Source organism: Candidatus Microthrix subdominans, from assembly GCA_016719385.1.
In the GTDB taxonomy this organism is placed as follows: Bacteria; Actinomycetota; Acidimicrobiia; order Acidimicrobiales; family Microtrichaceae; genus Microthrix; species Microthrix subdominans.
The window spans coordinates 359072-371675 of sequence record JADJZA010000008.1; the positions used below are offsets into that span (position 1 = coordinate 359072).

A 12604-nucleotide genomic window follows, 5' to 3' on the forward strand; every position below is an offset into this window, starting at 1 on the left:
GCCAGGTTCACAACCGAGAAGTGCAATCGGACATGCCCTCCAGGATCATCCTGGAGGGCATGTTCGCGTCCGCCCTGTAAGGGACGTGGGCCGATGCTCAGCGACCGGTGCCGCTGCCGGGGGAAAGCGGGCGAAGCGAGGGTGCGAAGACGCCGCCGGTGGGGAGGTGGGACAGGTCGAAACGGTCGAGCGGCTTCGGGAACAGGTTGGGGATGTCTTCTGGGTCGATGAAGTCGTAGCCGGCCTCCTCGGTCCACCCGCACAGTTCGCGATAGGCGACAACGATCACGCGCCAGCCGGCGGCCTTGGCCGGGTCGCCGGCCACCCGTGCCAGGTCCTGGTCGGCCGAGCACACGAGCAGCGTTCCCGGCCGGTTCCGCTCGGCGAGCCGCTGCCCGGCCACGGCGACGATCGCGTCGTCGATGTCGCCCTCGTCCCGGTCCCGGCAGAACACGGTGAAGCCGCTCTGCCGGGCGGCGGTCACGAACGGGGCGACCTGGGTGGAACGAGCGGACACAACCGAGAGGAACAGCAGCGCCTCGACATCGTAGGGCGAGCCGGGTTCATTTTTCGAAGGTGACGGCGGCCTCTGGTTGACCAACCAGCGACTGAACGCGTCGTATTGCGGTCGCACGATGGTGTGATGGTCGGCTCCGGTCACCGAGAACAGCGACGCGTCCATGTTGGGAGCGTCCCAGAGGCACACGGTCAACGGTCGCCGCTGGTCGTGGTGGTCGGGGACCGCCACCTGCGGCACCGGGTAGTCGCTTCCGTGAGCGACCACATCTTCGAGGTTGGGCTTACGCATAGATTCTCCAGGCAATTGCGGCGACACCGGCCGCGCCACCTGGAAGGTGCCACCTACTCGTCGTAACGGCCCAACCTACCGGTCGGTGGGTGTGAGAAGAACGACAGGGGCGATTCGGTGGTGTGGCCTCTCGGCATCCTCGCCCCGACCGCCGGAAATCCTCGTTATGTCAAGTAGTGTCGAAAGCTCAGCTTCCCACTCTTCGGCGAGCGACCGAGCGCAGCGCCTTGAGCGGCTCTCCCATCCCCGGGTAGGCGGTCGCAACGCGAGCCGGCAGTGAACGGTTTCGACGGATCCAAGAATCGAGTGCCGGCCCGGACTCGAAACTGGAGATCAACGCGTGGCGGGGTTGATCGCCCCGGTGCACCACCACGTGCCACAGCCGCTGCGTGTCCACAACGAAGCGCGATCCGCGGTGCAAGGGAATCCGGATCTCGGTGGTCGGATCGGGGTACCCGTCAGCGTCGCTGTCCATCAGCATCATGTAGCTGTCGGGATTGTCGCTGAGCTCGAGCCAGGACCGCACGATCCATCCGGCACCGTCGGGGTTGTAGCGGTTGTTCTGGTCACGGTGCAGCATGGCTTTGGCCACTCGCCTGTCCTGCGGTTCGAGGCGAATCACCCGAACACGACCGAAGTTGGCACCCACGCCTTCGACGTAGCGCTTGAGGGCCGGCGCCTTCCTCGCGTTGGCCGTCCAGAGACCGTCCTTGTCGGCTCGTCGACGGCTGGAGAAACCGACGCAGTTCATTTCGCCGTCCACCGAGGCCAGCGGGGCGAAGTGCGTGTCGCCCCCGGACTTCCAGTCGAGATAGTCCAGTGCGAGCCACTCCCCCTCTGGACAGACGTCCGGCGCGTTCCGCAGCCGGACGACACCGGTCGCAGCGAGCACCTTGAGGCGGGAGTGGGAGGTGTTCCGCTCGATGGCCCGGCTGAGCTCGACGTCGAAGGGCAACAGCGTCACGACGCCGCTCCAACCAGCTTGTGCCAGCGCTCGGCGACTTCGGCCTCAAAGGCCACGAAGCGGATTTCCCCACCCCACTCGGGGTGATCGGCCTCCCACCTGGTTGCAGCATCGGTGATGACCGCCAGCGCCTCATCGATCGGATAGCCGTAGATCCCGGCCGAGATGGCGGGCATGGCCACCGAACGGGCGTCGAGCGACACAACCGCGTCCAACGCTGCCGTGACCGTTGCGGCCAGCTTGGTCGGGTCGTCGTCGGATCCCGAGTAGATCGGCCCGGCAACATGCACGATCCAGGTGGCGACCATGTCCCCGGCGGTGGTGACCGCCGCCTGACCGTCGGCCAGCGGTCCGTGTTCGGCCACCCACGAATCAGACTCGGACTGAACGGACGGCCCGCCCGCCCGGACGAGTGCGGCTGCCACTCCCCCGCCGTGCGCCAGCTGCCGGTTGGCGGCGTTAACCACCACCTGGGTGTCCTGTCGGGTGAGGTCTCCTGCAACCACCGTGATCATGGGGATCAGTCTGCACGAATTTCACGGTTCCGTCGCCGTCAGCCGCTCATGCGCTCCTCCACCCAGTCGACCTCGAGGCGCCTGGACGCAAACCGCCACCCTTCAAGGCGGCGCACGTAGGCGTCCTGATACCGAATGAACACCACTCGATCTTCGCGTCGACCATCGGTCTCAACGAAATGATGCGCCTGGCAGTAGACCTCTCCGGTCGCTTCGTCGCCATCGAGGTCCACTCGGCGCTGGCCGAGATGGTGGAACGTGCCGGAGTAGCGACGCAGCCCCTCCAGCGCCGCTGCGATGTCGCGCCGGCCGCTGCGCAACGCCCCCGGAGGCTCCAGGGTGCCCGACTCCAAGAACAGTTCCGCCACCGCATCGAAGCGACGACGGTCCACGCCCTCGGCGTACTCAATGGCCAACGAACGGATCTGTTCGCTCTCGCTCTTCATCCTTCTGGGCCTCCTTCGTGGATCCCGCTGATGCCATCGTCATGTGCTACCAAACCTCCATGACCCAACGACCCGCCGACGTCCCACCGATCGACGAGTGGACGGCGTTGCTCCTCGGCAAGGTGGCGGTGATCACGGGTGGGGGCGACGGTATCGGAGCCGCCATCGCCACCATGTTTGCCCAGCATGGGGCCACCGTGGAGATCGCCGAGATCGATCGACCGAGGCGGCGGTTCGATCGTCAACATCCACTCGGTCGAGGGCACTCGCGGGTTTCCAGGCGAGCCGGTCTATGCCGCCATGAAGGCCGGGGCCAGCCACTTCACCCAGTCGCTTGCCGCCGGATACGGACGCAAGGGCATCCGCTGCAACGGCATCGGGTCCGACCTGATCCAGACCCCGCAGGTCGACTACCTGGCCGGACACGACGATCACGATGAGCGTTGGGAATCCTGGGCCCTGGTGGTCGCGTCGGCTGGCCCGACGACGTGGCCCGCGTCGCCCTGTTTCTCGCCAGTGACCTGTCCGCCTTCGTCACCGGCCACAACATCCCGGTCGACGGCGGCACCCTCGCCCAGTCCGGCTGGTTCTACAGCCCGCAAGCCAGGCGGTTCGTCAACCGGCCCGTCGACCTGTAGGCGACCGCAACCCGGCCTCCGGCGTTACTTCACCGCTGATTGAAACGCCGCAACCACCTCGGTCAGGCGCTCGGTGGCGGGCCCCACGCCATCGGGCACGGTGATGGGCACCTTGAAGTCGGTGATGCCGAGCTCGACCAGCGGCGGCGCCGCCGACATGGTTGGGGCCAAGTCGAGTTCGCCGTTGTCGTCTCGCACCCCCCGCAGGTAGGTGGTGACCTGAACGGTCGCCGGGTCGCGTCCGAGGTCCTCCATCGCTTGGCGCATCTCGCGGACGCCACGCGACGGGTCGGCCACGGCCGGCCCCCAGGGGATCCAGCCGGTGCCGAAGCGGGCCAAGCGTTCCATGGCTCTGGGCTGAACGGTGCCGCCCACCCACACCGGGACGCCCCCGGGTTGCACCGGCTTGGGCATCGCGTGGATGCCGTCAAAGCTCAGCTCGGGCGCGTCGTAGCCGGCCCGCTCCTCAGTCCAGAGCGTCCGGCATACCTCGAGCGTGTGGTCGAGTTGCCGGCCGCGGCTGGCGAAGTCGAGCCCGGCGGCCTCGTACTCCTCTTTCTGCCAGCCGACTCCAACGCCGAGGTCGAGTCGCCCGCCGGAGAGCACGTCGAGCGTGGCGGCGGTCTTGGCGAGTACCACGGGGCGCCGCAGCGCTGCGAGCAGGATGCTGGTGCCCAGCCGCACCCGCTCGGTTTGCCCGGCGAGGAACGCCAGAGTCGTCAACGGTTCGAGCCAGTGCCCGTCCGGCCCGGTCGGTTGACGCCCACCCTCGACCCCGCCGCTCTTCGGGTCGGCGTACGCCTCGGGTTGCTCACCGAATACCACGTGGTCGGACACGATGATGCGGTCGATGCCGGCGGCGTCGGCGGCCACCGCTGTGTCGACAAGCTGGTTCCAGCCTCCCGGATCCTCGGCCGCAAAGTTGCGGGGCTGGATCGTCAGCTGGGGGGGTCCGTCGTGCGGCTGGGGAGCGAGAGGCTGAGGCACCCGGTGACCCTACCGACCGGCCAAACCAGGCGCCGCGTCGACGTCGCTCCCCTCCCGTAACATGGCACGGTTGCCCAGCCCAGGAGGCCGCCCGTGGCCGGAGCCATCGACAGGATCTTCCACCCTGCCATCGAACGGGTGGCCCGCACCCGGTATGAGCCCGCCCGAGAGGTGGTCGCCGGGTTGCAGCTGAAATACCGGCCCGGCAACGCCGATGAGCTGATCAAGCTGATCGCGAAGCGCTATACCCGGGAGTTGGCTGCGGTGTCCGCCCTCGCCGGCGGCGCTGCGGCCATTCCGGGTGCCGGTACGGGCACGGTGCTGGCGTCGAGCACGGTCGACCTTGCCTACTCGATCACCAAGATGGGGGAGATGATACTGGCGATCGGCATCGCCGCCGGCCACGACGCCGAGTCGCTCGAGCAACGGCGCAGCTGGGTGGTCAGCGTCCTGACGATGGCCAACGGCGCCGCGGCCGGACTTGAGGGCGTGGCCGGGCGCATCGGCTCCGCTGGCGGGGCCAGCCTGGTCGGCCGAATCCCCGACGAGAACCTGTCGTCGATCAACGCCAAGCTGAGCGCCCAGGTGCTGACCAAGTTCGGTATCGAGCAAGGAGCGCTTCGCCTCGGCCGCCTGGTGCCTTTCGGGATCGGCGCAGGCATCGGCGCCGGCGGGTCGGCGTTGATTACCCGATCGACCGCCAAGGCGGCACGCAAGTTCTTTGAACATGAGCCGGCCGGCGGTCGCATCGACGATCGATGCGTGACCGATCTTGACGTGGCAGGTCGATCGATCGAGGGGTCGATCCAGGCTCGCGCGATGGCGTCGCCCACGGAGGCGTGACCCGTGCTGTTCCTCGCGGGACACAAGCCAAAGCCTGCACCTCCCCTGCGCATCGGGTCGTCGACGCCGGCGCAGGACCACGCACGGGCGTTGGCTGAGGGACTCGAAGGGGCCGCCTGTGAGCTGAGCGCCATCTGACCTCCCAAGGCTTGACCGCAGCTGCTGGGGAGCTCCGCAGTGGCGGTCACGAAGTCGTAGCAACGCCCTCGACCGCGGAATAGTCGCAACGGTCCCACCGCAAGCGTCAATCGTGCCGGGTCAGCGTTCGGGAATTGTCGCCCAGAGGTGCCCAGATGTCGTCGGGGTTGCTTGGGGTGCCCCTGTGGCGTCCCTTTCGCGCGGTTGGCCACCAGACCCGCAGCTCTGTCTGCGCGTCTCCCGTGTTGCGCCAGAGGAACTTCTAGAAAAATTTCGCCGTTCCGACGCCATCGTCGGCTTGGTTGTCACAGGTGTTGATCAGACTGGTCCCATGGCTTCGATCACAGGTTTCGAGCCGGCCGGGACCGGTCCGGGCGATGGGGGTGGAGCGTTGGCGGCCCTGCGCCGGCGGTTGCGAAGCGATGAGTTGGCGGCCTGCTCGGCGGCCGGTTTGGGGGTGGCCGATCGGGCGGCTGCTGAGGCGTTGGCTGATGCTGGGTTGGCGATCGACGAGTTGTTTGTGGCTGGGGTGGACCCGGTTGATTCTCGTGATGCGGTCGTGTGGATCGAAGAGTTGGAGCGTCTGGGGCGTCGGGTGGATGCGGCCCGGTCGGTGTTGGTGGAACGGATCGGGTCGAAGGTGTTGCACACCGCTGATGGGCATGGGTCGGCGAAGATCATGGTCCGCCATGTTGCTCGTTTGACCGAGGCGGAGGCGTTGGCCCGGGCGAAGACCGCCAGGCTTGGCCGTCATCTGTCGAAGGTGACCGCCGCGTGGAAGGCCGGTGAGGTGTCGACGTGTGCGGTCCGTGCCCTGGGGCGGGTCGATGCGAACCCTCGGGTGATCGCGGCGATGTGTCAACGCGAGGACGAGTTCCTCGTCGACGCCAAGACGATGAGCGCCAAGAGCTTTGCGCACAGGGTGCACCGTTGGGCACGGCTGATCGACGAGGACGGCCCGACCCCGCCGAACGAACGCAACCATGCGAAGCGTGATGCCCGTTTGGTGCAGAACCCGTGGGATCTGTCGTGGGACCTGACCGGGTTCTTCGGCGCTGGGCAGGGTGCTGAGCTGCGGGAGATCCTCGACCGGTATGTCGATGCCGAGTTCAAGGCCGATTGGGAGGCCGCCGTTGCCCGTTTGGGTGAGGAGGTGCTGGCCCGCGGTGGGATCTCCAAGGAGGACCTGGACCGCACCGATGCCCAACGCCGCGCCGACGCCCTCGTGAAAATCTTCCGCGACGCCGCTGCTGGCGGCTCCGCGGTGCCCGTCGGCTGGGTGCATAACATCCACTGGTCAGCCGCCGCGTACGAGGAAATGCTCGCAGCGATGGACCACGATCGTGCCCCACGGTTCGATCCGGACACGTTCATGTGTCGCACCGAGGACGGCCACGACATCGACCCGACCGAAGCCGCCGCCAACAGCCTGCTCCACAAAGTCCGACGGGTGATCGTCAACGCGGCCGGTGTGGTGATCGATTTGGGCCGGGCGCGACGGTTCACCGGATCGGCAAGAACCGCCGCCACCGCCACATATACGCACTGCATCTGGCCGGGCTGTCACGCACCGGCCAGTCGCTGTGAGATCGACCACCTCCACGAACACGGCAAAGGCGGAACAACACAACCGGCCAACGCAGCCCCGCTGTGCGGCAAACACAACCGCTGGAAACAGAAGGGCTTCCGGATCCAGCGGGACCCGACCGGCAAATGGCACACCACCCGCCCCGACGGATCCCAGCTGGAATGACCCAACGGGCGCTGAACGGCAACGGCCAATCCGCGCTCGCGCTCGACCGGCGGAGGCGGTTCCGGCCAGGCACGGGCCGGTACCCTGCGATCATGGGAAACGAGCTGCCCCAGATGGGCGAGGTGGCACCGGCTCGCCGAAACGGCTGGCTGGCGGTAGCAGCCGTCATGATGGTCATCGGCGCGCTCGGAGTTTTCAATGCGCTGTGGATGTGGCTGGTCGAGCACCGCATGGTCTTCCTACTGGCGCTTCCGGTGAACCTTTTGATGGGGTATTGGCTGGTGATGGGGGCATGGCGGCGGGCCAACCCGACGTCGGCGGACCAGGCCGTCGCGGATGGCAGATATCGCTAGTACCGGTGCCGCAAGGTCGGTACGGTGGCTTGATGGAACTCAATGCCGCACTGGCCTGGGCGGCCGGTCGCAAGGTCGGCGCGCTGATCACCCTGCGGGCGGATGGCCGCCCCCAGTCCTCCGATGTCGTCTACGCCCTCGGCGGCACCACCTTTCAGATCTCGGTGACCGACGATCGGGCCAAGACGGCCAACATGCGTCGCGACCCTCGGGTCGTGCTGCACGTCAGCGACCCGGACAGCTGGTCCTACGTCTCCTTCGATGGCACGGTCGAGCTGAGTGCGCCGACGACCAGCCCCGGTGACGCCACCAGCGACCGGATGGTTGCTTACTACGAGGCAGTGTCGGGCGGGCCCCACCCCGACTGGGCGGAGTACCGTCAGGCGATGGTCGACGAGCGGCGTCTGCTGGTGACGTTCACCCCGACGTCGGCGGTCGGCCAGGTCCACTGAACCAGCGTGGCTGGTCTGCTGGTTGGCAGGGTTCAGCCTCTGGCGGCACCGATTCCTGGTGCCGTTTTCGGCGCCCGGGTCCCGGGTATACCGGACGTGAGCGGCGTGGTCGCACACCGGTCACCGGGCCGCTTACCCATCTGAGGAGGCACTCATGACCAAGGTCGAAACCACGCCAGCGATCATCGACGGCGAAACCGTGATCACCGACGAGATCATCGAGGTCCGGGCCCCCTTCGACGGAAACCTGGTGGGCTCGGTGCCCCGCTGCGGGAAGGAACACCTCGATCGGGCGGTAAAGGCGGCGCATCGTGAGCTGAAGGCCAACGCCCTCGCCCCGTGGGAGCGGGCCGCCATCCTCGATCGGGTGGCCGAACTGCTGGTCGAGCGCCGCGATGCGTTCGCCCACCTGATCGCCTCCGAGGCGGGCAAGCCGATCACGGTGGCCGAAGGGGAGGCGGGTCGGGCGGTCAACACGCTGACCTACGCCGCCATCGCCGCACGCACCCTCACCGGTGAGACCGTGCCGATGGCGGGCACCGAGAAGGGCGATGGCACGATCGCCTGGACCGAACGGGTACCGATCGGCGTCATCGGAGCGATCTCGCCGTTCAACTTCCCGCTCAACCTGGTCTGCCACAAGGTGGCCCCGGCGATCGCCGCTGGTTGTCCGGTGGTGCTCAAGCCGGCCTCGGCCACGCCTCTGACCGCCCTGATGCTGGCGGAGGTCTTTGCCGAGGCGGGCCTTCCCGCCGGTTGGCTCAACGTCGTGACCGCTCCGGGCAGCGAGTCGAGCGCGCTGGTCGAGCATGAGGACGTTGCCATGATCACGTTCACCGGCTCGCCCGATGTCGGCTGGGGCATAAAGGAGTCGGCGCCCCGCAAAAAGGTGACGCTGGAGCTGGGCAACAACGCTCCGGTCATCGTCGAGCCCGACGCCGACCTGGATGTAGTCGTGCCGAAGCTACGCACCGGTGGGTTTCTGTACTCCGGACAGACCTGCATCGCCATCCAACGCATCTACGCCCACAGCGACATCCACGACGAGCTGCTGGAGCGGTTGAAGGCAGAGGTCGAGCAGATCATCACCGGGGATCCGCTCGATCACGACACCGAGGTTTCAGCCCTGATCGAGTCGGGAGAGACCGATCGGGTGGAGGGGTGGATCGAGGATGCGGTGAGGGCAGGTGCCACCCGGGTGACCGGCGGAGGCCGCAACCACGACGGCGCCGTGCTGATGCCAACCGTGCTCGCCGGCGTCACGCCTGACATGGAGGTGTCCAAAACCGAGCTCTTCGGCCCGGCGGTGGGCGTTGCGTCCTACGACACCTTCGACGAGGCGGTCGGAATGGCCAACAACAGCCGCTACGGGCTGCAGGCGTCGGTGTTCACCTCCAGCCTGCAGCGGGCGATGGAGGCGGCCAAGCGCATCGACTTTGGGTCGGTGCTCATCAACGAGCAGCCCAACTGGAGGACCGATCAGATGCCCTACGGTGGCGTTCGTGACTCGGGCAACACCAAGGAGGGGCCGCCCTATGCGGTCGAAGAGATGACACGCGAGCGGTTGATCATCATCCGGACCTGACCGGGGGACGTTGAACTTCCGTCACTGCATCGCTCAAGCGGTCGATCCAAAACCCATGCGTACGGGCAGCGAAGTTTCGGTGAACGACTGTTTACCGGTATAGTACTGGTCGACTCCGAAAGAGGCATCGAATGGAACGTCAGACGATCAGCGTCCACGGCCATCAGATCTCGTACCGTACCGGCGGGTCCGGCCCGGTCGTGCTGCTCATCCACGGCATGGCCGGAAGCTCCGCTGCGTGGAAGCCGATCCTCGAGGATCTCGGCCAGCACGCCACCTACGTGGCGCCCGACCTCCCCGGTCACGGCTACTCCGACAAGCCGCGCGCCGACTACTCGCTTGGCGCCCAGGCGAGCTTTCTGCGCGACCTGCTGGCCGCCCTGGGCCATGGCAGCGCCACGGTGGTTGGCACCTCGTTGGGCGGTGGCATCGCCATGCAGTTCTCCTATCAGCACCCCGAGCGGTGCGAACGCCTCGTGTTGGTTGGCGCCGGTGGCCTGGGCGAGGAGGTCTCGCCGCTGCTCCGTCTACTGGCGGTGCCCGGCCTGGACCTGGTGATGCCGGTGGCCTTCCTGCCGTTCATCCGAACCGGGGTGGAGGCGATGACCAGTTGGTTCGGCAAGTTCGGTCTCGCCCCAAAGCCAAAAACCAACGAGATGTGGCGGGCCTACACCTCGTTGATGGAGCCGGAGACCCGCAAGGCGTTCAACCAGACCCTGCGGTCGGTGATCGATCTCAAGGGGCAGCGCGTGTCGGCGATGGACAAGCTGTACCTGGCCGCCGACATTCCGACGCTGATTATCTGGGGCGACGAGGATCCGATCATCCCCATCTCCCATGCCCACGATGCGCACGAGATGATCGACGGCAGTCGGCTTGAGGTCATGGAGGGGTGCGGCCACTTCCCCTACGCCGAGCATCCTCGCCAATTCACCAAGCTGGTGGTGGACTTCATGAACTCCACCACCGCCGCTTCGATTCACAGTGCCGACCTCAACCGGATTCTCAGCGAGCAGGCCGAGGAGAACGCCTCACTGCAAGCACCCGCTCAGGGTTCCTGAGACCGCTCAGTTCAGGTCGGCTTGCACCGGCGCGTGGGCAAAGCGCGCCGTGCGCCCGCCCTGACGCTTGAGCACCCGTTGCCACAGCGTGTCGGGATCACGGTCGAGCGGATCGTCGGGGTGGACGTCGCAGATGAACCACGAGTCGATGATCAGCTCACCATCGAGCTGGCCTGGACCCCATCCCGCATAGCCGGCGAAAAGACGGAGTTGGTCGACCGCGGCGTCGGGACCTTCGAGGTGATCCTCCAGGTCGAGGCGCCCCAGGGTGCCTGAAATGTGGTGGAAGCCACTGGGTTGCTCGCCCGGACGCGCGCGGGCGAGGCAGATGATGCCCTGCTTGCTGACCGGGCCGCCGACGAACATCACCTGGGGTGCCGCCGAGCGCTGGGCGAGGGCGGGCAACACCTCGTCCACGTCGGTTCCCGCCGGGCGGTTGAGCACCACCCCAATGGCACCGCCCTCGTCGTGGTCGATGACGTAGATCACCGAGCGTTCGAAGTTCGGGTCGGACAGATCGGGGGAGGCGACCAAGAGCTTTCCGGCGGTCGACCCATCGTCCATGCCCTCATCATGTCACCGTTGGCGCAGCCGCGTGCCGCAAATTCTGTAAAACCGCTCGGCACGTCGAACCTGGCTCGTCGGACGGTTGCGGCGTTCAAACGAGGCTGCTCCGCCCGTCGTTTTCCCAACCCGATGCGGTCAGCTGCCAGCCGGGCAGGGCGCTCAGCGGGGTGACGTGTTCGAACGTGCGGCGGTATCCGGTACGGGAGATACGCCACCGGTCGTCGGGGTCCAGCCGGTACTCGTCGTGATAGAAGCAGGCGCCCTGGAGCAGGAACTCCCACTTGCGGTCGACCAGGTGGTCGGTCAACGCCCAGATGCCCGTGGCGGTGCTGTCGCTGGTTCGGTGCAGTTCGGGCTGAGTCGCCCGGTGGGCCGAGAGGAACGTTTCGCGCCCCATGGCGTCGGTGAAGAACGCCATCACGGCAGCGCGCCCTTCGAAGTGGAGCGCTCCCCCGCTCCACTCCCCCACGACGTCCTCACACAACGTGTCGGCCACCAGGTCCCAGTCCTTGGTATCGATGCCCCGGATGTAGCGGTACTTCAGCTGCTCCAGCTCGCGTCTGGTTACTTCGTCGAGCGTCGGTTGGTCCATGTCGGTCTCCCCTCGTGTACAGGCCATACCGTAGGCAGCGTGACCAACAGCCATGCAGCCAGCGCACATGACCGAGCCGCCATGTCGACGGCACCAGGCCACACCGCGGTGCTGACCATGGAGCTTCAACGCGGGGTCGTGGGCGACCTCTCGACCCTTGCGGAGTTGCGTGACGCCGTGGCCGACGCAGACCTGCTGGCGTCGGTGCGACGGCTGCTTTCCGCAGCACGGGCAGTGTCGATCCCGGTGGTCCATGCCACCGTCGGCTGGCGCAGCGACCGGCTGGGCACCCCGTTGGTCACCCCGATCGCCCGCCATCTGGCTGGGAACCCTGCTCAGATGTTGGAGGGCACGCCGGCGGTCGAGCTCGACCCGGCGATTGGCCCCGACCTCGACGTCGACCTGATCTCCCACCGCCATCACGGAATGGCCCCGTTTACCGGCACGTCGTTGGATGCACTGCTGCGGTCGATGGCGGTCACCCGTCTGGTCATCTGCGGGGTGTCGCTCAACGTCGGTGTGCTCGGCGCAGTGATCGAGGCTGTCGGCTTGGGGTACGAGGTGAGCGTTCCCACCGACGCCGTGGCCGGGGTCCCCGCCGACTACGGGGCAGCGGTGCTGCGCCATTCGTTGACGCCGCTGGCGTTGCTCGCGACAGTCGACGAACTCAGCGGTCTTTGGCGGGGCGCATTGTAAAATCGGTCACTAAAAGTGAGACCGCCCACAAGTTCTGCGTGACAACGCTCCGGCGGTTGGCTAACCTCAGCCACATCACATCGGAGTTGAGGAATCTCATTCCTCCTTTGATGAGCTGGGTGACTGTGTGAGCTTTCGGGGGGTTGCTCACACAGTCCCCGGCTGCTCCGAAGCCGGTCTGGTGCCGCAATCACCACGATCTGGGC

14 protein-coding genes and 1 pseudogene are annotated in these 12604 nt (G+C 66.9%); 8 read left to right on the top strand and 7 right to left on the bottom strand.

Going from position 1 to position 12604, the window contains the following annotated elements; translation table 11 throughout:
- Positions 1-97 precede the first annotated feature (97 nt).
- The 4 genes from IPN02_16075 to IPN02_16090 form a co-directional block, all read right to left on the bottom strand.
- Positions 98-808, bottom strand: coding sequence for a hypothetical protein (locus IPN02_16075; protein MBK9298323.1), 711 nt, complete (start codon positions 806-808; stop codon positions 98-100).
- A 187-nt stretch (positions 809-995) separates the two neighbouring features.
- Positions 996-1772, bottom strand: a complete 777-nt coding sequence (locus IPN02_16080) for a hypothetical protein (protein ID MBK9298324.1) — start codon at positions 1770-1772, stop codon at positions 996-998.
- A complete protein-coding gene (locus tag IPN02_16085) occupies positions 1769-2287 on the bottom strand; it encodes a macro domain-containing protein (GenBank protein MBK9298325.1) in 519 nt (172 codons plus the stop codon). Before IPN02_16085 ends, IPN02_16080 begins: the two co-directional genes overlap by 4 nt.
- A 38-nt stretch (positions 2288-2325) precedes the next feature.
- The gene (locus IPN02_16090) at positions 2326-2733 is read right to left on the bottom strand and encodes a nuclear transport factor 2 family protein (protein ID MBK9298326.1); all 408 of its coding nucleotides are present in this window, start codon (positions 2731-2733) and stop codon (positions 2326-2328) included.
- Between the two features lie 59 nt (positions 2734-2792).
- On the opposite strand from IPN02_16090, the pseudogene IPN02_16095 reads away from it, so the two are divergent.
- Positions 2793-3371, top strand: a pseudogene (locus IPN02_16095) (SDR family oxidoreductase).
- Between the two features lie 24 nt (positions 3372-3395).
- Here IPN02_16095 and IPN02_16100 read toward each other — a convergent pair.
- Positions 3396-4358: a TIGR03619 family F420-dependent LLM class oxidoreductase gene (locus tag IPN02_16100; GenBank protein ID MBK9298327.1), complete on the bottom strand. Its 963-nt coding sequence runs from the start codon at positions 4356-4358 to the stop codon at positions 3396-3398.
- A gap of 93 nt (positions 4359-4451) precedes the next feature.
- Here IPN02_16100 and IPN02_16105 point away from each other — a divergent pair, with 93 nt between their 5' ends.
- The 6 genes from IPN02_16105 (at position 4452) to IPN02_16130 (ending at position 10543) form a co-directional block, all read left to right on the top strand.
- Positions 4452-5201 (top strand): hypothetical protein, encoded by a 750-nt coding sequence (locus IPN02_16105; GenBank protein MBK9298328.1) that lies wholly within the window; start codon positions 4452-4454, stop codon positions 5199-5201.
- Between the two features lie 469 nt (positions 5202-5670).
- Positions 5671-7092 carry a DUF222 domain-containing protein gene (locus tag IPN02_16110; GenBank protein ID MBK9298329.1) on the top strand — a complete coding sequence of 474 codons (1422 nt, stop codon included), beginning with the start codon at positions 5671-5673 and terminating at the stop codon, positions 7090-7092.
- Positions 7093-7184: 92 nt separating this feature from the next.
- Positions 7185-7445, top strand: coding sequence for a hypothetical protein (locus IPN02_16115; GenBank protein MBK9298330.1), 261 nt, complete (start codon positions 7185-7187; stop codon positions 7443-7445).
- A 32-nt stretch (positions 7446-7477) separates the two neighbouring features.
- The gene (locus tag IPN02_16120; protein MBK9298331.1) at positions 7478-7897 is read left to right on the top strand and encodes a PPOX class F420-dependent oxidoreductase; all 420 of its coding nucleotides are present in this window, start codon (positions 7478-7480) and stop codon (positions 7895-7897) included.
- Positions 7898-8096: 199 nt separating this feature from the next.
- Complete coding sequence (locus tag IPN02_16125; GenBank protein MBK9298332.1) at positions 8097-9482, top strand: aldehyde dehydrogenase family protein; 1386 nt, start codon at positions 8097-8099, stop codon at positions 9480-9482.
- A 131-nt stretch (positions 9483-9613) separates the two neighbouring features.
- On the top strand, positions 9614-10543 hold the full coding sequence (locus IPN02_16130; GenBank protein ID MBK9298333.1) for an alpha/beta hydrolase: 930 nt from the start codon (positions 9614-9616) through the stop codon (positions 10541-10543).
- A 6-nt stretch (positions 10544-10549) separates the two neighbouring features.
- Here the strand turns inward: IPN02_16130 and IPN02_16135 are convergent, their stop codons facing one another.
- Positions 10550-11107: a YqgE/AlgH family protein gene (locus tag IPN02_16135; protein MBK9298334.1), complete on the bottom strand. Its 558-nt coding sequence runs from the start codon at positions 11105-11107 to the stop codon at positions 10550-10552.
- 94 nt (positions 11108-11201) lie between these two features.
- On the bottom strand, positions 11202-11702 hold the full coding sequence (locus IPN02_16140; protein MBK9298335.1) for a nuclear transport factor 2 family protein: 501 nt from the start codon (positions 11700-11702) through the stop codon (positions 11202-11204).
- 81 nt (positions 11703-11783) lie between these two features.
- Between IPN02_16140 and IPN02_16145 the strand changes: the two genes are divergently transcribed.
- Positions 11784-12398, top strand: a complete 615-nt coding sequence (locus IPN02_16145; GenBank protein MBK9298336.1) for a cysteine hydrolase family protein — start codon at positions 11784-11786, stop codon at positions 12396-12398.
- Positions 12399-12604: the final 206 nt, after the last annotated feature.